Origin of the sequence: Halorussus aquaticus (assembly GCF_024218795.1) — an archaeon.
GTDB classification, from domain to species: Archaea; Halobacteriota; Halobacteria; order Halobacteriales; family Haladaptataceae; genus Halorussus; species Halorussus aquaticus.
Genome location: NZ_CP100400.1, coordinates 2,578,525 through 2,596,675, shown reverse-complemented (window position 1 = coordinate 2,596,675; position 18,151 = coordinate 2,578,525). Strand labels below are relative to the sequence as shown.

20 protein-coding genes are annotated in these 18,151 nt (G+C 66.0%); 14 read left to right on the top strand and 6 right to left on the bottom strand.

The window, feature by feature from the left end; genetic code table 11:
• Nucleotides 1-131: 131 nt before the first annotated feature.
• From NGM06_RS13405 to NGM06_RS13390, 4 genes are read left to right on the top strand one after another with little or no spacing between them, the layout of a single operon-like run.
• Complete coding sequence (locus NGM06_RS13405; protein ID WP_254267443.1) at nt 132-887, top strand: DUF7124 domain-containing protein; 756 nt, start codon at nt 132-134, stop codon at nt 885-887.
• Between the two features lie 43 nt (nt 888-930).
• Entirely contained in the window at nt 931-1,209 is a 279-nt protein-coding gene (locus NGM06_RS13400) for a hypothetical protein (protein WP_254267442.1), read from the top strand.
• 1 nt (nt 1,210) lies between these two features.
• On the top strand, nt 1,211-1,360 hold the full coding sequence (locus NGM06_RS13395; RefSeq protein ID WP_205427403.1) for a hypothetical protein: 150 nt from the start codon (nt 1,211-1,213) through the stop codon (nt 1,358-1,360).
• The gene (locus tag NGM06_RS13390) at nt 1,357-1,695 is read left to right on the top strand and encodes a hypothetical protein (protein ID WP_368410489.1); all 339 of its coding nucleotides are present in this window, start codon (nt 1,357-1,359) and stop codon (nt 1,693-1,695) included. Before NGM06_RS13395 ends, NGM06_RS13390 begins: the two co-directional genes overlap by 4 nt.
• A gap of 34 nt (nt 1,696-1,729) precedes the next feature.
• Here NGM06_RS13390 and NGM06_RS13385 read toward each other — a convergent pair whose 3' ends face one another.
• Nucleotides 1,730-1,927, bottom strand: a complete 198-nt coding sequence (locus NGM06_RS13385; RefSeq protein WP_254267441.1) for a hypothetical protein — start codon at nt 1,925-1,927, stop codon at nt 1,730-1,732.
• Between the two features lie 89 nt (nt 1,928-2,016).
• On the opposite strand from NGM06_RS13385, the gene NGM06_RS13380 reads away from it, so the two are divergent.
• Nucleotides 2,017-2,190, top strand: a complete 174-nt coding sequence (locus NGM06_RS13380; protein ID WP_254267440.1) for a hypothetical protein — start codon at nt 2,017-2,019, stop codon at nt 2,188-2,190.
• A 3-nt stretch (nt 2,191-2,193) separates the two neighbouring features.
• Here NGM06_RS13380 and NGM06_RS13375 read toward each other — a convergent pair whose 3' ends face one another.
• Entirely contained in the window at nt 2,194-3,420 is a 1,227-nt protein-coding gene (locus NGM06_RS13375; RefSeq protein ID WP_254267439.1) for a DUF7405 family protein, read from the bottom strand.
• A gap of 143 nt (nt 3,421-3,563) precedes the next feature.
• On the opposite strand from NGM06_RS13375, the gene NGM06_RS13370 reads away from it, so the two are divergent.
• Genes NGM06_RS13370 through NGM06_RS13360 form a run of 3 tightly spaced genes read left to right on the top strand, consistent with a single transcriptional unit; the run spans nt 3,564 to nt 4,263 of the window.
• The gene (locus NGM06_RS13370) at nt 3,564-3,704 is read left to right on the top strand and encodes a hypothetical protein (protein WP_254267438.1); all 141 of its coding nucleotides are present in this window, start codon (nt 3,564-3,566) and stop codon (nt 3,702-3,704) included.
• 3 nt (nt 3,705-3,707) lie between these two features.
• Entirely contained in the window at nt 3,708-4,031 is a 324-nt protein-coding gene (locus NGM06_RS13365; protein ID WP_254267437.1) for a hypothetical protein, read from the top strand.
• The gene (locus NGM06_RS13360) at nt 4,024-4,263 is read left to right on the top strand and encodes a hypothetical protein (RefSeq protein WP_254267436.1); all 240 of its coding nucleotides are present in this window, start codon (nt 4,024-4,026) and stop codon (nt 4,261-4,263) included. The genes NGM06_RS13365 and NGM06_RS13360 overlap by 8 nt, the downstream gene beginning before the upstream one ends.
• A 13-nt stretch (nt 4,264-4,276) precedes the next feature.
• On the opposite strand, the gene surE is transcribed toward NGM06_RS13360, so the two are convergent.
• The 3 genes from surE to NGM06_RS13345 form a co-directional block, all read right to left on the bottom strand.
• Nucleotides 4,277-5,074, bottom strand: coding sequence for a 5'/3'-nucleotidase SurE (surE, locus tag NGM06_RS13355; RefSeq protein ID WP_254267435.1), 798 nt, complete (start codon nt 5,072-5,074; stop codon nt 4,277-4,279).
• Nucleotides 5,075-5,141: 67 nt separating this feature from the next.
• On the bottom strand, nt 5,142-5,768 hold the full coding sequence (locus NGM06_RS13350; RefSeq protein ID WP_254267434.1) for a TorD/DmsD family molecular chaperone: 627 nt from the start codon (nt 5,766-5,768) through the stop codon (nt 5,142-5,144).
• 42 nt (nt 5,769-5,810) lie between these two features.
• Nucleotides 5,811-8,030 carry a 4Fe-4S dicluster domain-containing protein gene (locus NGM06_RS13345; protein ID WP_254267433.1) on the bottom strand — a complete coding sequence of 740 codons (2,220 nt, stop codon included), beginning with the start codon at nt 8,028-8,030 and terminating at the stop codon, nt 5,811-5,813.
• A gap of 186 nt (nt 8,031-8,216) precedes the next feature.
• Here NGM06_RS13345 and NGM06_RS13340 point away from each other — a divergent pair, with 186 nt between their 5' ends.
• From NGM06_RS13340 to NGM06_RS13325, 4 genes are read left to right on the top strand one after another with little or no spacing between them, the layout of a single operon-like run.
• A complete protein-coding gene (locus NGM06_RS13340; protein WP_254267432.1) occupies nt 8,217-11,516 on the top strand; it encodes a molybdopterin-dependent oxidoreductase in 3,300 nt (1,099 codons plus the stop codon).
• A gap of 59 nt (nt 11,517-11,575) precedes the next feature.
• Complete coding sequence (locus NGM06_RS13335) at nt 11,576-12,223, top strand: 4Fe-4S dicluster domain-containing protein (RefSeq protein WP_368410488.1); 648 nt, start codon at nt 11,576-11,578, stop codon at nt 12,221-12,223.
• Complete coding sequence (locus NGM06_RS13330; protein WP_254267430.1) at nt 12,220-12,846, top strand: hypothetical protein; 627 nt, start codon at nt 12,220-12,222, stop codon at nt 12,844-12,846. Before NGM06_RS13335 ends, NGM06_RS13330 begins: the two co-directional genes overlap by 4 nt.
• Nucleotides 12,843-13,838, top strand: coding sequence for a cytochrome b/b6 domain-containing protein (locus NGM06_RS13325; RefSeq protein ID WP_254267429.1), 996 nt, complete (start codon nt 12,843-12,845; stop codon nt 13,836-13,838). Before NGM06_RS13330 ends, NGM06_RS13325 begins: the two co-directional genes overlap by 4 nt.
• A 38-nt stretch (nt 13,839-13,876) precedes the next feature.
• Here the strand turns inward: NGM06_RS13325 and NGM06_RS13320 are convergent, their stop codons facing one another.
• Complete coding sequence (locus NGM06_RS13320; protein WP_254267428.1) at nt 13,877-14,275, bottom strand: hypothetical protein; 399 nt, start codon at nt 14,273-14,275, stop codon at nt 13,877-13,879.
• 2,295 nt (nt 14,276-16,570) lie between these two features.
• Between NGM06_RS13320 and NGM06_RS13315 the strand changes: the two genes are divergently transcribed.
• Both NGM06_RS13315 and NGM06_RS13310 read left to right on the top strand, forming a co-directional pair.
• Complete coding sequence (locus tag NGM06_RS13315) at nt 16,571-16,987, top strand: DUF5805 domain-containing protein (protein WP_254267427.1); 417 nt, start codon at nt 16,571-16,573, stop codon at nt 16,985-16,987.
• Complete coding sequence (locus NGM06_RS13310; protein WP_254267426.1) at nt 16,977-18,038, top strand: tyrosine-type recombinase/integrase; 1,062 nt, start codon at nt 16,977-16,979, stop codon at nt 18,036-18,038. Before NGM06_RS13315 ends, NGM06_RS13310 begins: the two co-directional genes overlap by 11 nt.
• The last annotated feature ends 113 nt before the right edge of the window (nt 18,039-18,151 follow it).

The following is an 18,151-nucleotide window of genomic DNA, read 5'->3' as shown; positions in this document are numbered from 1 at the left end:
CAATCGTTGAAAACGCTGACCCTCGGTGACCGACGAGTTCGCTCCCGCCCGACCGTCTCCGGGGACAGGCTTAACCTCGTCTGCGTCTATACTGGGAATAGATAGCGTCCCACACGGCGCGACTCCAGACAATGACCGACCGAATCGATCTGGACGAACTCGACGCAGGCGAGAGCGACGAGGAGACCCCGAACCCCGGCGACTGGTTCTGGCGCGGGGAGGGCGACCCCGACGACGCTCCGGAACCCGTGACCGAGGTCCGGACCTCGGCGACCGAATCGACGTCCGATTCGTCTGCTTCGGCGCCGTCCCCCGACTCGGAAGCGGACAGTGCGGAGGCGGACGGCGCTGACCCCGTCCCCCGCGTCCCGCGCGAGAACGACGACAAGCCGGTCGGCGTTCCGACGGCGTCCGGCGGCGCTGGCGCGGGCGTCGAGTCCACCGACGCGAGCGAGGGACACGGTTCCGACCCGGACTCGGCCTCCGGTCCCCACGGCGGCGGGGCCGACGACATGACGCTGGCGTTCACCTACGCGGCCGCGACGCGCCTCTCAAACTTCGGTGCGGCCGCCCTCGACGCCGACGGGTGGGCCGACTGGGTGGGCGTCGTCGGCCGCGTCCCGGCCCACGTCCTCAACAAGTTCCAGCGCGACCGGAACGTGGACCTCGACTTCTTCAACGGGTCGAGCGCCGGACCCGGCGAACGCCTCGCTCGAATCGGTCCGCGCTCGATGTTCTACGCCGAGCGCATGGTGGTCGTCGGCGTCGAGGGCGAGGACGAGGAGATAGCGGAGACCGCCGACTGGGAGTTCGTCCCGCTCTCGGAGGCGGCCGAGAAGGCGGGGTGGTCGGTCGCCGAGGACCGGAGTCCCGACGCCGCGGAGTAGTTTTTTAGCCCCCGGCGTGGTAACGGAGCACACGGGGGTTCAAATGAGCTTACGAACCGCGGGACGACAGGCACCGATACTGCTGGTCGCCGTCCTGCTATTCGGCGCGTGGGTCGCGATGAACGTGTTCAGGGTGTTCGAGGCGATTCCGTCCTTCTGGTCCGGCGGGGGCGGTACCGCCGGTCCGACGTGGGTCGGCGGCCTCGTCGGCCTGCTGGTCATGCTCGGCCTCGTCGGCCTGCTGGCCGCGCTGTACGGCGCACTCTCGGAGTCGTCACCGGCACCGGACACCTTCCCGCCCGAACGCGGCGGTGTTCGGTGAGATGACGTACTACGAGTGCGAGGCGTGCGGCCAACTGGCCGACTTCGCCGACGCCCACGGGCGACCGCTGCACCGGGAGTGTCCGGTCTGCGAGGAGCAGTCCGTCTGGAAGACCGCGTTCACCGACGAGCGAACGGGGGTGTCGTTCTGACCGTCGCGTTCACGGTCGGCGACCGCTTCGTCGAAGCGGCCGAGGAGTGGGGCGACAACCGGATGATGGACCGCGAGGACGCCGTCGAGACCAAGGCCGAACAGGCCCTCCTCGAAGTCGAACACCTCGCGTCGGGCGCGACAGACGTGTCGTTCGAGGTCGAGGGTCGGACCGTGCGCCACGAGGCCAGCGACGAACTCGCGGCCCTGCTCGCCGAGCAGGCCGACGAGACCGGACTCGACGAGTCGGAACTACTCCGACTCCACGTGGACCTCTTCTCGGGTGCGTTCCGCGAGGACGACGCCGTGCGCCCGCCGAACGCGCCGCCGGATTGAGTGACACCGGCGAGATTTCCCGACGCCCCGCGACTCAGCGCCGCTCGGCGTCCAGTTCGTCCGCACGGCGTTGCACGTCGTCGATGGCGCGCTCCTGCTCGTAGCGAGTCGCGCCGCCGGACTCGCTGTGGCGGCCGCGGTACTGCCACGAGGGAATCGCGTCCCACACCGTTCCGTCGGCGTCGTCGGACGACCCGCGGGAACGGAGCCACGCGAACAGACGAGTGAGCATATAGTCACGTTAGTATCATAACACCTTAACGATTTGCCCTTTCGTCCGTCGGCAGAACACCTAAGTCGGTGCTCGTTGCGTGATATCGTATGACGCACGAGGACAGAGGGTGGCGGCCGGACCTCGGTCTGGAGGAGTACGGGGGCCACGAACTGTGGGACCACGGTATCGGCCCGCACGAAATCAACGCCGGGCAGACGGACGGCGACATCGAGTTCCCCGCGGAACTGAAAGAGGGTCTCGCCGTACTGGACGACGAGTAACCGTCACAACTGCGGGAACGACCGCTTCGCGCGGGGCGGGACGTAGAAGTTCGCCCGCGATTGGACGGAGACGAAGTCGAGGATGCCGTTGTTCTCGCGGTCGGTGATGTCGGGGCTGTCGTCCCGGACGTACCACCCGTTCATCGCCTTCCGCGTGCGCTCGAACTCCGACAGCGACTGCTGGAGCGAGAGGAAGTGGACCCCGGCGTGGCCGCCGTCCACGGTGTTGAAGTCCCGGCGGAGCAACAGCGGTTCGCCGTCCTTCCGCGTCTGGGCGACCTTCTCCTGATGGCCCACTACGTCGAACTCTTTGGCGTGGCCCGTCACGTCGTCGCTGAACGGAACGTCGTCGGTGAAGTTCGCAACGTCGGCGGGCGAGAACTCCGGCGAGAACATCCGGGCGACTCGTCCCGCGTCGTCGAACGCCCGGAACCACTCGTCGAGCGACTGGCGGAGGTGGCTCACGTGCATAGTCGTCCCGCCCGCGTACGCGCCCGAGTCGATGGTCACGCGGTCCTCGCTGGCCTGCGTCCCTTCGAGTCCCGACTTGAAACCCATGAACATCCGGTCGCCCTCCGAGAGGGGCGGACTCTCCGGGACGCCCTCGGCGTCGGTGTGTTCGAGGGGCAGTCCGGCCCCGCGGAACCCCGTCCGGCGCTCGGCCACGTCGAACGCGTCGCCGAGGCGGGCGTCCACTGACTCCCCCGCGAGCGCGTCTCTGTCCTCGAACATCGCGGCCTCGGCGGCCCGGAGGTTCGAGGCGGCGTCGCTCGCCAGCACCAGCGCGGCGTCGAACTCCAACAGGTCGGGGTCGTCGGTCCGCGACAGCACCTCCGGCCGCCGGACCGGAGACGAGTCCAGCGCGCCGACGCGCTCGAAGTAGCGAGTCCCCCACGAGAGCGCGTGGAGCAGTCCGTCCGAGGACCAGTCGTAGGCCGATTCGAGCGTCCGCATCGCGCGCTCGACTCGTTCGGCCGCCTCGACCGAGGGCGACTCCGCGAGGTCCAGCAGGAGAACGAGGTGGTGGCGCGGCAACTGAGGGTTGCCGTGTTCGTCGCCCCGAGAGACCGCGTTCCACGCGTGCTGTCTGCTCGGCAGGTCGTGCGGGTTCTCCGGCAGGTCGAGTGTCGTCTCGCGGTCGCCGGTCGCCCGGAACTGCGAACACCCCGCGAGTCCCGCCGCGGCCGCCGCGCCCGCGAGTTTCCCCAGCAGGCGGCGTCGTGAGGCCATCGTGGTAATCGCGTGCGCTAGCGCGGCGACGGGCAAAAGCGTTGCTCCCGACTTCTCCGTCCGCCGTCACCGCGCTCGACGACCCGGACACCGGTTCAATATAGCCGCAAATGTTTATGATGAAGACTCCCATACCACGAGTAGTGGCCGCAATCGGACCGCTCCACGGCGGGACCGGAATGGACCTACCGCTGGCGCTCGACGCCGCGAGCGCGATACTCGCGGTGGGTGCGCTCGTCTTCGGTCTCGTCGTCTACGACGCCTATCGGACCTACTGGGGGTAGCACATGCAGGGAGACCACCGTTCGCACGACCGACCCGCGCCCGACCAGTCCGCGCCCGACCGCGCGAGGACCGACCGACCCCACCGACGCCGAGCGCTGGGCGTCCTCCGGCGGTCGGTGTACGCGCTGACCGCGCTCCTCGGTCTCTCGCTGCTGGTCATCGGCACCATCGCCATCATCGCAGAGGTGAAGGGGACGTGGCACTGGTCCATCCACCTCGAATCGACGCTGAGCTACGTCGGCCTGTTCGTCCGGTACCTGCTGGCGGTCCTCGTCCCGCTGTTCGGCCTGTTCGTCGCGGTTCGCGGACGGTGGTCAGATGCGTGACCTGCCCGCCCGTCGAGCGGCGCGGGTCGTCCCCCTCGTCCTCGTCGGGGCGCTGCTGGTCGTCGTCGCGGGCGTGGGACTGGTCGCGGCCGTCGCCGAGACCCAGCAGACGTGGCGCTGGTACTTCCGGATGGAGCAGGCGGTGGCGACGGCGACCCCGGTCGCGCTCGCGCTCTCGGCCGCGTCGCTGGTCGCGCTGTTCGGTGCGGTGTTCCTGACCGTCGAGGAGTAGCCTTCGCGGGGGGTCAGACCTCCGACACACGTTCGGGGTAGTCCGCCACCAGCGGTTCGACCGCCTCGGCGTCGGGCGTCCGGTGGCGGACCGACAGCGGCGACACCGATATCTCCTCGTCCGCGACCGCTCGACGGTCGGTGCCGACGTCGTCGGTCATCTCGGCGTCAACGTCCGGATGCAACGGGTCGTAGAAGTGGTCCCACGCGCGGTAACTCCCGTCGTCGGTCTCGTCGATTCGCACGTCGAAGTGGTAGGCGGGTTCGGTGACCCGGAGTCGGGGGTCGTCCGCGTCGGCCGGGACGTTGACATTTAGGTAATCGAACCCCTCCGGGAGGTCTGCGGCGGCGAGTCGTCGGACCAGAAACTCGGCGACGCGCCCGGCCTCCGCGTAGTCCTCGCGGTCGAACTCCCGACTCCCTTCCGGCGGGTCGTACACCGAGAGCGCGACGCCGGGGATACCGAGGAACCCGGCCTCTATCGCGGCGCACACCGTCCCGGAGCGCTCTATCTTGTGCGCGCCGAGGTTCGGACCGTCGTTGCACCCCGACACCACCACGTCGAACTCCGCGTCCAGTCCGCCTCGCGCGTACTGCACGCAGTCCACGGGCGTCCCGTCCACGGCGATTCCCAGCGACCGCTTCTCGACTTCGAACTCCAGCGAGTCGGCCCGCGAGACGCCGCTCCGGTCTCCGTCGGGCGCGACCACGGTCACGTCGGCGACCGCCGAGAGGGCGTCGTGCATCGCGCGGAGTCCGATAGCGTCTATCCCGTCGTCGTTCGTCAGGAGGACGTTCGGCGAGGCGTTCATGCCGTGCTATCCCACGCAGCCCTGACGGAAACGAGTTCCTCTCGGTCGTCGGCGGTGAGAAACGGGGTTACACCATCTGCGCGACCAGTTCGTCCTCGAACTCGGCGAGTCCCGCGACGACGTTCGCCCCGGCCCGGTAGAACGGTTCGTCGGTCTCGTCCAGCACGTCCTCGGCGAACGCGTCCACCCAGTGCAGGAGGTGTTCGTCCAGAAAGACGCGCTCGTAGCCGAACGTCTCCTCGTCGCCCGCGCGCTGGCGGTCCACCAGATAGCGGAGGAACGACAACTCGACCGCGAGGTGGTCGTCCTCCTCGGGATACGCCTCCGGCGGCGACCACCCGGCCGCGGCGTAACTCGCCGACACCGCCGCGAGTCCCTCGCCGAGGAAGTCCTCGTCCTCTCGGTAGTACGTCTCGTGGGCGAGGACGGGCGGGCGCGGGCCGACGAAGACCCGAGTGAACTCGGTCGCCAGTTCGTCCTGCACGTCCTCGACCGACCGGCCCTCGTTGGCCTCGACGAAGCGTTCCAGTTGCGCGAACCCCTCGTCCATCGCCGGGTTCACCTCCTCGCCCGGTATCCGAATCTCGCCCTCCAGCAGGTTCGCCACGAACGACTCCCTCGGGGTGTCCCAGAAGGTGTCGATGGCGTAGTCGAGGAGTTCGATGCGCGCGTCGTAGAGTTGGCGTTCGTCCATGGGTCTTCAGTTGGTCGTTCGTGGTGTCGTCGGTCCGTCTCGTCACCCCTCGAAGAGGAGTCTGGCGCGGCAGTCCCCGCAGTACTCGAAGACGCTGTGGTCCGAGTCCGGCGCGAGTCCGGCCACCATCCCGCCGACCTCGCCCTCGATTTTCTCGGCCGAGGCCTCGCTGGTGAAGGGCTTGCCGCACCGGACGCACTCGCGCATCTCGCCCTCCATCACCGTCGTCCACGCGGGGTCGTCGGGTTCGCCGTCCGCGTCGCCCGACGGTCGCTCGCGGTTCTCCGGCAGGAGCGACAGGTCCAGTCCGTCCCGCATCTCGATGGCCGTCTCGGGACATCCCTCCTCGCAGAGGCCGCAGTTGACGCACCGCTCGTGGTTGAACTCCAGATTCCCCTCGCGCCGCCGAATCGCGTCGGTCGGGCAGAGGTTCGTGCAGGTCGGCGTCAGCGCGCAGTCGTCGCTGACTTCCATTCTGCCGAAGTCCTTCAGTCCGCGAATCACCTCGCGCTCGGGGTCGGCGTGGTCCAGAATCGCACGGACGCTCTCTACGGTCCAGCCGTGACTGTCGAACTCGGGGTTCGGTCGGTCCTCGTCGGCGATGCCGCCGGTCGCCTCGTACTCGCCCGCCGGAACCGGCGACTCGTCGAGACCATCGACGAACTCGTCCAGCGACTCGGCGAACCCCGCGGCGTCCTCGGGGTCGGGCGCGAGGAAAGTCGCGCGCTCGCCGAGTCCGAGGTCGGCGGACGCGCAGTTCAGTCTGTCCACGAGTTCGGCCTTCGGGTCCGGCCCGGAGTGCTGGCAGTCGCCGCCGCACCCGACCACCGCGACGCCGTCGGCACCCGCCGCCAGCGCGTGCATCGCGTGGGCCTCGCCCACCGCGTCGGCGCACGGCATCGACACCGGCAGGACGGGATGGTATTCGAACTCCGCGCCTTCGGCAGTCGCGTCGCGACCGTACTCCCGGAGCGCGCGGGCGGCCCGCTCCGAGCAGACGAACGCCACCACCTGCTCGCCGATGGGGTCGCTCCCGCCGAACAGCCACCCGCCGGAGTTGGGGTCCTCCAGCAGGGCCTCCACCTCGCGGGCGACGCGGCGGTTCGAAGGCTCCCGGAGTTTGGTCGCGCCGGTCGGGCACGCGCTCGTGCACGCCCCGCAGTCCTGACAGGCCACCTCGTCGAACTCGACCTCGTCGATTCGGGGGCGCTCGACCGCGCCGTGGGGGCAGGCCTCCACGCACTCGTTGCACCCCATCTGGCTCGATTCGCCCGACGCGCACACGTCCATGTCGAGGTCGAGGTGTTTGGGCTTCTCGACGCCGCCGAGCAGGTCTTCGACCGCCGCGACGGTCGCCGCGTCCACGGGACCGGTGTAGAACCCGACTCGACCGCCCCTCGTCTCGCGGTCCGCGCCCGGATACACAATCTGGTCGGCCGCTATCGTCCGCTCGACGCCCCCGAGTTCGATGGCGTCGGTGGGGCAGCACTCGACCCATCCGGGGGTCCCGCCGTCGGCGACCGTCGGGTCGTCTCCGGCCGCGCCGTCCTCTCCCGCTGGCGAGTCGCCGGTCGCCGCGGCCGCAGTCTCCGGCGAGATATCCACCGGGAGTCGGGTGACGCCGTCGTCTGGACCCCGCCGGACGCACTCCATGCACCCGATGCAGTCGTCGGTCACGCGCGCTTCGAGCGCGATTTCGAAGTCGCCGTAGCGCCCCTCGACGCCGACCACGCGGCCGCGCTCGACGGTCACGTCGTCGAAGTCGGCGTCGGTGTCGGCGAACTCCCGGCCGTCCGCGACCAGCGTCACGTCGGCGGTGTCGGCCAGCGCGGCCGCCGTCTCGGCGTCGCCGACGACCGCGACCGACTTGCCCGCCTCGCGAGAGACCGAGCGCGAGACGGCTTCCTCCTCCAGTGCGACCCGTCTCGCGTTGAGCAGTCTGGCGGTCTTCTCGGTCGCCGCGGGTTCGTCGTGGACCCATCCCGCGCCCTCGCGGTGGTTCACGAACGCGGCAGCCTCCGGGTGGAGTCCCTTCTGGACCGCGAACTCGCGGAACTTCCGCTTACACCGCTCCTCCGGGGCGGTCACGAGGAACTGGTCGAGTTCGTACTCGTCGACGACCTGCTCCATGGCCGCGAGTCCGTCCTCGCAGAGCAGGCGCGAACTCGCCACCACGTCCACCCCTTCGACGCTCTCTCGTACCCCTTCGAGGTCTACGTCGCACGTTTCCCCGCACGAGCAGACGAACGCCCCCGTCTTCATGCCCGTACTGATACAGTCGGTTCAGACAAAGGTCTTGCGCAGAGTCAACACGCCACATCACGATTCGTCCGTCTGACGTAGTGATGAACCGTTGTCACGCGCACCCGGACTTTAATGATTGTTAGAATTGAATCGGTTCTAGGGATTGGCAAGTGCTGACAAGGCACAGGCCACGACGGGGGTACCATGAGTACTGAACCAACGGAACCAGTTTCACTCGACCTCGACAGGCGTTCGTTCGTGAAGGCGAGCGCGCTGGCGGGGGCGGTCGCACTCGGTGGTAGCGCAACGGGACAAGTACTCGCGCAGGACGACGGGGGTGAGGAGGAACCGGAGGGCGCGCTCGGCCAGACCGAGACGGTCAAGACCATCTGCAACTTCTGCGCGGTGGGTTGCGGATTCAAGGGCGAGCGCAAGGGCGACGCCTTCGTCGGACAGGAACCGTGGCACGAGCACCCCGTCAACAACGGGTCGCTCTGCTCGAAGGGCGCGGGCATCTACGGCAGCGAACACTCGCCAAAACGGTTGAAACACCCGCTGAAACTCGTCAACGGCGAGTGGCGGAAGGTGTCGTGGGACGAGGCCATGTCGGAGGTCGGCCAGAAGCTGAACAAGTACCGCGAGGAGTCGGGGCCGGACAGCGTGATGTGGCTCGGGAGCGCCCACCACTCCAACGAGGAGGCCTACGCCTTCCGAAAACTGGCCGCGTTCTACGGGACGACCAACGTGGACCATCAGGCCCGCATCTGTCACTCCACGACGGTCGCGGGGCTGGCGAACACGTGGGGGTACGGCGCGATGACCAACACCATCAACGACTACCGGAACTTCGACCTCGACATCATCATCGGGCAGAACCCCGCGGAGGCCCACCCGATAGCGATGCAACACATCCTCGAAGGCCAGAAGCGCGGGGGGAAGATAGTCGTCATCGAACCGCGGTTCACCAAGACCGCGGCCCACGCCGACCACTTCTACCGACTCCGACCCGGCACGGACACGGCGTTGATGATGGGCCTCCTGCGCTATCTGCGCGAGCAGGGCGAACTCGACCGGCAGATGCTCTCCGAGCGCGTGAACGGTTGGCCGGACGTGGAGGCCGAACTCGACCGGTACGACCTCGACACCGTCTCGGACATCACGTGGATAGACGAGGCCGACATCCGCGAAATCGGCGACCTCGTCATCGAGAACAAGCCCAGCATCCAGATAGAGTGGGCGATGGGCGGCACCCAGCACAACAACGGGACCCAGCACATTCGGTCGTACGCGATGCTGAGCCTCGCGACCGGGTCGGCGGCCCGGTCGGGCGGCGGCCTGCAGGTCATGCGCGGCCACTCGAACGTGCAGGGGGCGACCGACCTCGGGCCGAACAGCCACATCCTGCCGGGCTACTACAGCGTGACCTCGCCCGGGTCGTGGTCCTACTGGGCCGACGTGTGGGACCAGAGTCCGTGGACGAGCGGGAGTACGTCGTTCAAGGACCTCAACAGCCGGTACGACAACATGCCCAAGCAGAAGTGGCAGGACCAGGCCGCCGAGGCCACCTCGGCGTTCATCAACGTCGGCGACGCCAAGGTCCCGAGTCGGTCGATGATGTTCCAGAAGGGGCTGACGGTCGCCCGGTGGTTCGAGGGGGCGCTCCCGAGGGAGGAGCGACTGAACCAGTCGAAGTTGTACCAACCCAACCGGCTCCGGGCCGCGGTGTTCGACGGCCACTCCGTGAACTCCATCAGCGAGATGGGCAAGCAGAAGAAGGCGATGGAGAACCTCGACCTGCTGGTCGTCGTGGACATGTTCCCGTCGCTGGCGTCGGTGATGGCCGAGCGCGACGACGGCGTCATCATCCTGCCCGCCTCCAGCCAGTACGAACACCACGGCACCGTGACCAACTCCCACCGGTCTGTCCAGTGGCGCAACCCGGTCCGGCCGCCGAGCCACAACTCCAAGACCGACATGCAGATCATTCAGGAGTTGGCCGCCGAGTTGGGCCACGGCGAGCACTTCGACTGGGGCGGCGGGCCGGAACTGTTCAACGGGAAGTCCACCTACGAGCAGTGCCTGAAGGAGATAAACCTCGGGGTCCGGACCATCGGCTACCAGCAGGACCCCCAGCGACTCCAGCGCCAGTACGAGTACGACTACGCCTTCAGTACGGAGGACCTCGAAGGCAAGTCCGGGCCGGTCGAGGGCGAGTACTGGCAACTGCCGTGGCCCTGCTGGGGCGAGGGCCATCCGGGGACGCCCATCATCTGGCGCGACGACTTGGACCCCAGAGAGGGCGGGCAGGACTTCCGCGCTCGCTGGGGCACGAAAGCGCCGACGAAGAAGGAGTGGAACGAGATGGTCGAGTCGGGCAACATCCCCGACGAAAAGCAGTACCCGTTCACGAACACGGTCCAGCAACAGGGCGAGAAGGGACTGGACATGCTCCGCGCGTCCTACAACCCGGACTGGTGGGACGGACAGGGCGACATTCAGGGCGTGCCTCAGTACCCCGGGTTCTCGACGGTGTGGCCCGAAGACATCACCAACCCGGACGCGCTCTCGGTGCCGTACGAGTACGCGCTCCGGGAGGACAAGTCGGTTCTCGACACCGCGAAGAAACTCCAGCAGATGCGCGAAAACGGCACCGTCAAGCCCAAGGGCGCGGCGTCGGGTATCAACCCGGCCGACTACCAGCAGTACGACGCCAAGCAACCCGACGCGCCGACCGGCCGCGGCAAGGCACGGGCGGTGGCGTGGAACTTCCTCGACACGGTGCCTGTCCACCGCGAACCCATCGAGAGTCCGCGGCCGGACTTGGTCGAGCAGTGGCCCGCGAACGGTACCCAGACCAACTTCTACCGACTCGACCAGAACAACGCCGCCATCCAGCAGACGGCGACCAAGAAGGCCAACCAGCAGGGCATGGACACCATCATGACGACCGGACGGCAGGTCGAGCATCAGGGCGGCGGGTCCGAGTCGCGCTCGAACGTCTTCCTCGCGGACCTCCAGCCCCACATGTACGCCGAGATTCACCCGAAGAAGGCCACTCAGATAGGCCAGAATCAGGACGGCGTCTCGGCGGGCGTGGACGGCGGGGACCTCGTGGTCGTCCAGACGACCGACCGCGGGTCCGTGCTGGTGAAGGCCCGCGTGACTCACCGGCCGAATCAGCGGGAGATATTCCTGCCGTTCCACTGGGGCGGGGTCTTCCGCGGCAAGAGTCTGGAGGACAAGTACCCCGACGGGATGGCTCCGTTCGCCATCGGCGACAGCGCGAACATCGTCACGTCGCGGGGCTACGACGCCGAGACCCAGATGCAGGAGACCAAACCAGCGATGGTGCGACTCTGGAAGGCCACAGAGTCGAAACTTAAGGACCTGAACATGTGGGAGGACGGCAAGATGGTCGGCTTCGACGCCGAGTTCCCGCAGGACCGGGAGGGCATCGGCACGCAGAAGGACTTCGACGTCCGCGACAAGGGGACCACGCAATGAGGTGGTAAAATATGTCAAAACAACAGTCACAGAACCAGTCGGGTTCCGGCGAGGAGGTCATGCGAAGCGGCGTGATGAGCACGGGCGAGGACGCGCGCATCTTCCCGGATGTGGAGGCCTGCATCGACTGCGGCGGATGCGTGGTCGCGTGCAAGCGGACGTGGGACGTGCCCCGAGACGAACAGCGAATCAGCGTCGCCACGATGATGGAGGGTCAGGAGGCCGCGCAGGGTCTCAACGCCAACAGCGCGCGGGCCCTCCAAGAGGGCAAGAAACCGGGCGAGACGTCCATCCCGATGCAGTGTTACCACTGCGAGAACGCCCCGTGCGTGTCGGTCTGCCCGACGGACTCGCTCGTGAAGAAGGGCGACGGCTTCGTGGACGTGCGCGACAGCCTCTGCGTCGGGTGTCAGTACTGCCTGTCGGCCTGCCCGTTCGGCGCGCCCCAGTTCCCCGAGTCCGACGACGGGAGCGCCCAGATAGTCGGCAACGGGAACGTGATGGACAAGTGTACGATGTGCGAGGAGCGCCAGTCCGAGACCGGCAAAGGTCCGGCCTGCGCCGAGGAGTGTTCGACCGACGCCATCCTCGTCGGGAGCGCCGACCAGATAGCGGACGAACTGGAACGCCGCGACGCCGACGTGTTCTTCAACGACGTGGCGATGGACATCATCTTCGGCGAGGACGCGGAGGTGTTCGGCGGATGAGCGACCGCACGGAGCGTGACGCCCGTAGCGACTCCGCCGAACGCGGTACGACCGACGAGCGGTCACGCGAGTCCGAAACCGCCGACGCGACCAGCGACGCCCGGACGGACGCGGAGACCGCGCGGGCCGACCCCGAGGAGGCCCGGACCGTGCGCGACGACACGCGAACCGACGACGCTCGAACCGCCCCCGAAGACCCGGACCGCGACCCCGACGGCGAGACCGAGGGCCACGACGGGTCGGGTCTCACGGGCGGCCCGGCGGTCGCCGTCGCGGCCGGTGTCGCGTTCGGCGCGACCGCTATCGCGTACCTCTGGGCCGACAACTGGTTCGGCGGGCAGGAACTGGTCTTAGAGGGCCTGTTCCGAATCGCACCCACCGTCTCGGGCGGCGGCGTCGGCACCGACTGGGTGGTCGGCAACACCGTCCCGGTCCTCGACGCGGCCATCGCCATCACCCACGCCGCCGACGCCATCATGGGCGTGTTCATCCTCGTGATGGTGTTCATCCACTGGGCGGCGTTCCGACAGCTCTCCGAACGAATGCGGCGACCGGCCGACCGGAGGACGGGCGACACCGTCGCCACCGACGGCGGCGAGCGAAACGGAGGTGAGGAGCGATGACCAACCTCGACCACGGCAAGTTCACTCGAACGACGACCATCTTCCACTCGCTGCTGGCGCTCGACGTGTTCGCGCTGTTCTTCACGGGCTACGCCGTGATGTTCAACGACGAACTCTGGTGGCTGGTCACCCTGATGGGCGGCAACACCGGCGTGCTGGCGGTCCACCGCCTCGCGGGGATGGGGCTGGTCGCGCTCGTCGTCTTCTGGATAACGCTGACGATAATCACGCCCGGCGGTCGCCGGGGCGTCAAGGCGGCGATGCCCTCGAAGAAGGACGTGGACGCCGCGATTCAGGACGTGAAGTTCGCGTTGGGCCGGGCCGAGGAGCGCCATCCCCACGCCCGTCAGTTCGCTGGCTACTCCGCCGACGAGGTGCCACTGCTGAGTTACGTCGGAAAGGGCGTGGTCTGGATATTCTCCATCGAACTCGTCCTGCTGATGCTGTCGGGCCTGCTCATCTGGAACAAGGTCGGCCTGATGCAGTATCTGGCGACCCGGACCGCGGCGCTGGCGTTCGTCACCTTCCACGGCCTGCTCGGGGTCATCATGCTGATGGGCGTGATGTTCCACATCTTCGAACACGGCTTCCACCCGGCGTTCTACCCGGTCGAACTCAAGGCGTTCGTCCCGCGAGACCTGACGCCGGAGTCCCACGAGGACGACGACCACGAGGGCACCGGCATCGAGCAACTGACGCTCTCGCCGAGTTGGAACTGGGCGGCGAACCTGATGGGCGTCCTGACCGTCGTCGGCATCGTGAGCGTCCTCGTCGGGAGCATCTTCGACGAGGGATATCCCGTGCCGCGCGAACTCACTATCGGCGGGGGGCCGACCAACGCGCTCCTGACGGTCGGCATCAACGTCGGTATCCTCGTGCTGTTCGTCGGTCTCGTCCTCTCGATGTACGGCAACGTCCTCCGGAAGCGCTACGAGGCGCAACTCCGCGAGCGCCACGAGACGCCGATGGCAGACGGGAGCGGAGACGACTGACCCGAGAACCGTCACTCACTCTCTTCGAAGACAGTTCGTCACTCGATTAGGTCGGCCGACTCCTCGGACAACTCGACGGTCACGTCCTGTCTGGTCTGCTCGCGAATCTGGTCTAGATTCCGGGTCAACACGTCGAGGATGTCGGCTGGTTCCAGATACACCAGCATGTTCTGCTGGTCGTCTTCCATCACGAGTTGGGTGTCGGTGAGGGTGATGCGGTCGTTCTCGATGCTGGCGACGACCGCAGGGAGAACCTCTTCGCCGCCGGGGTCGCCCTCGGCGACGCGGGTCACGTAGAGCGAGTCGATGCCGATGAGGTCCTTGTACTCCCGTATCTGCTCGGCCAGCGCCACCATGTCCTCGGTGATGGCCGTCTTCTCGGGATTTCCGTGGGTCCCCTCGTAGCAGTGTTTACACACCCGCAACTCCATGCGCATACCTAACACGTAACGGTGGGGTGTGTATTGACGGTTGCGCCTCGGCGGGCCTCACTTCACGACTCACGCGGATTCAGTTCCCGGCAATCGTCTACCGCCAACCGACTGCATCGGTAGTGCGGTGGAGAGTCCTCGGGCGAGTCGGCCAGATTCGAGTAGAAACCGACGGAACGGCCGGTACACGCCACGCTTCGTCCCAACGCGGCGGTCGAAATGACATTCTGAAACCCGGGGTTTCGATATATCGAAATGGAGTTTACGAGACTGGTTTCGGACGTTGCGCCAGCTCATTCTACTTAAAAATTTGCCATTAATGGGGCCACATTTAGCAAACGAGCCAATTCTGGACGGCGGTCGATCGGTACCTTCGCGAGACGAGGTGGTTCGACAGACAGTGTGAGTCGAGCGGTCAGCGGGGCGGCATCCGGCCGTTCTCGTCTCATCGAGCAGCATCGCGAAACGAGAGGATAGAACGGACGGACCGTTCGCTACGCCGGTCGCGGTAGTCGGTCTGACGGTCGTTCTCGTCGCACCTCCGGTCGTTCTCCCAGTCGTTCGAGCTGGCAAACCGTTCGAGACCGCTCGACGGGACGAGACGGCTCTCGGTTTCGTGATGATATCCGACAAGAGAGTTGACGGGAAACGACCTGACAGCCAGTCACTCACCGCAAATGCGGCGACACCATCCGCCCGGAGAATCTGGAGGTCGTCTTTCGTACCGATTGCGTTTGGCTCGTGAAGCCAATAGCCGATACGTGGGGAAACGCCGTGGAGCAGCGACACTCCCGCGTAAAACCCCGTAAACGCGGACCGACGCCCAGCCGAGACCGAACGAGCGACTCCCGATATCCCCCGAACCGGGCGAGAAACCGATAGCCAGACGGACGACGCTACCGACGAACAATCCTCCGGACGGCGGACGGCGTAGCGGAGTCGAACGCGCCGACGGGACCACCGCCCCGGTTACGGGGAGAGATGCGACTATCGAAGCTGAGTACCTGCCGTTCCGACGACGTGAGTCAGAACTTCGGTCGCTTACCGGGCATCGAATCTCCGTTTACGCCGTCTCTGACAGCGCCTCGACTGCCCTTCGATGGAGACTTTCCGGACGCCTCGACCGATAGTACCACTGACGGCACCTCCGCCCGGTCCACCGTCTCAGCGTACGGACGAGACGGTCCCGGAGGAAATCAACGACGCCGTGAAAATAATCCCTGTCCTCGTGGGTGACTGCTCGACGAGAATCGGCGATGAACCGTTTCTCGGCAGTCGGTGAAGGTCGGCCGGTCGGACGACGGAACAGGACGCCCACGCGCCTCGGCGACCAAAAGAGTCACCGACAGTATCGTCCCGTGCTGTGTACAGAAACCCACGATGGCGGTGGCACTGCACTTCGGTCGAAGCGTTCGACCCCCGCGTGAAGACGCTCTCCGAGGCGTCCGGACAGGAACGCCTAGCGGTTCTCCGTTCCCGAAGGCAACGAGTTCGTCGCTGTCTCCGAATCGAACGACCGGCCAGAGCGGCAATTCTGACGATGTGGATGCGGTTCCCGGTCCCAGTCTCGACGAGTTCGCGTCCCAGACCGGCTCCGACGGCCGCATTCCGTCTGCGGGCAGTCCGTGCGTTCCCGTCGCGGGATTCTCTTGACAGCGCTCACATCGCTTTCTGAGATGCTACGGAACGTCACTGTTTCTTCGGTGGTCTCGGAGTGACTGCGGTAATCATCAGATAGGAGCGCAGGACTCTGGACTGACTCGCCATCCAGAAGAGGCGGTTTAGTGACAGAACAAAGAGTTTAGGACAACCGACTATCGAATTATGGTGTCAGATTGGGAGACTGTGATAATGAACTGATGGGGTGGTTTCGCAACTATCGCTCGGCGAACTCTGGTCATCCACTGCCTCCGCGAACACACTGTATGGTTGATAAGAATCGTGCATAAGAGTTAGACAACTAACAATATTGGTGCGGAATTGTTACTGAACTGATGGGGTGTTTCGAGGACGTTACCCCATGGGTGGAGGGTGTCGAAACCACCCTCCGCGAAACCCCTATTTCAATAAATATATTTACATTAATTCGTTGTGGGATTTTGTGAGCCAGAACACCATGCTCTTCGAGCGCGTGAGCGAAAATTAGAGACGCGAGTGTGGGACCACTGTCCGCAGATTATAGTGCTACACTCGCGGATAACCAACTCATAGCGGGGAATACGTGGGGCAGGTCTCCCAAATAAGATTGTTTATTCTGGAGTCTGGGATACTTTGATAACGGTGGGGTGAGTCGCCCCGAACATGACTGGCGACGAGAACGTCGATACGACCCGGAAGGCCGTGAAGACGTTCGTCCCCGCGTATCAAAAAGAGGAGTGGAAGCGACACGCCGACGAACTCGACATGAGTCAGAGCGAGTTCGTGCGGACGATGGTGCAGGCGGGGCGGCGCGACTTCGACATCGAGGCGACGGAGTCCGACTCGGGTCCCGCGTCCGACGCGGACGAAGCAGGTGACGGCGAGGAGTTAGCCGACCACGTCCTCTCCGTCCTCTCGACCTCGGAGTACCTCTCGTGGGGCGAGTTAGTGGACGAACTGACGAACAACATCGAGGACCGACTGGAGGAGTCGCTCCAGCGACTCCAGAGCGAGAACCGAATCCAGTACAGCGGTCGTCGAGACGGCTACACGCTCGTCACGGGGAACGATGGCGAGTGAACACCACCCCGACGGCGAGGAAGGCGACGGCGAGGGAGGAGCGGGCGACCCGATAGCGTACTTCCTGCAAGACATGACGTATCACGGGAAGACCGAGCGAACGCGAGACGCCTACGAACGCGTCCTCAGAGAGTTCGAGGCGTTTCTGGGCACGCCGGACCGGAACCCGATGGGGACGACGAAACCCCCGTCGGCGGCGACGCGGCGCGACTGCATGGCGTGGATTCACGAACTCCGCGGGAGCGTCGCGGAGAGCACCGTCGCCACCTACGCCTCCTACCTCCACCGGTTCTACGCGTACATGAATCAGGTCGGGGAGTTCGACTCGAATCCGATGACGCTCGTCGTCGAAGAGATGGACGAGCGAATCGACACGAACCCGACGCGGCGGGACATCTCCGTGGACGCGATGGTGTCGTTCGTCGCCGACGTGACCCACCCGCTGGACCGGGCAATCGTCGTCACTCTGTTGAAAACCGGCATGCGTGCGGGCGAACTCTGCAATCTCGACCTGCGGGACGTGTCGCTGTCCGACACCGACCACGCGACGCGACCCCAGTTGGACGGCAAGGCGGACTCGATATACGTCTCGCCGGAACCGACCGTCGGCGAGGAGTGCAACGGCGAGCGCCGTCCCGCCTCCAACAAGCGAAAGCGCGAGACGGTGATTCCCGTGGACGGCGAGTTGAAGCGCGTGCTGAAACAGTGGCTCGCGGTGCGACCGGACCCGATATCGCCCGCGGACCCGGTGTTCACGACGACGCGGGAGAACTGGGGCCAGCGAGTCACGCCCGACATCGTCCACCATATCGTCACGAAGCACGCGAGCGAACGCGGTTGGCACCGGCGCGGCGGCGACGCCGCCGAGAACGTGACGCCCCACTACTTCCGGCACTTCTTCACGACGCACCTCCGGGACAGAACCGGCGACAGAGGCATCGTGAAGTACCTCAGAGGCGACGTGGCCGAGGACATCATCGACACCTACACCCACAACTGGGGCGACCGAGTGCGCGAGGTGTACGAGGCGAACGTCTACAGTCTCTGCTAGTTCCCTGAGCGTTTCCGGAGGAAATGAGACGGTATCTCGAACCTTCTGCACGCTTATCTGACGTTATCGGTACCGGGAGTCGAACGAATAAACTGTATTTCGATATATCGTCT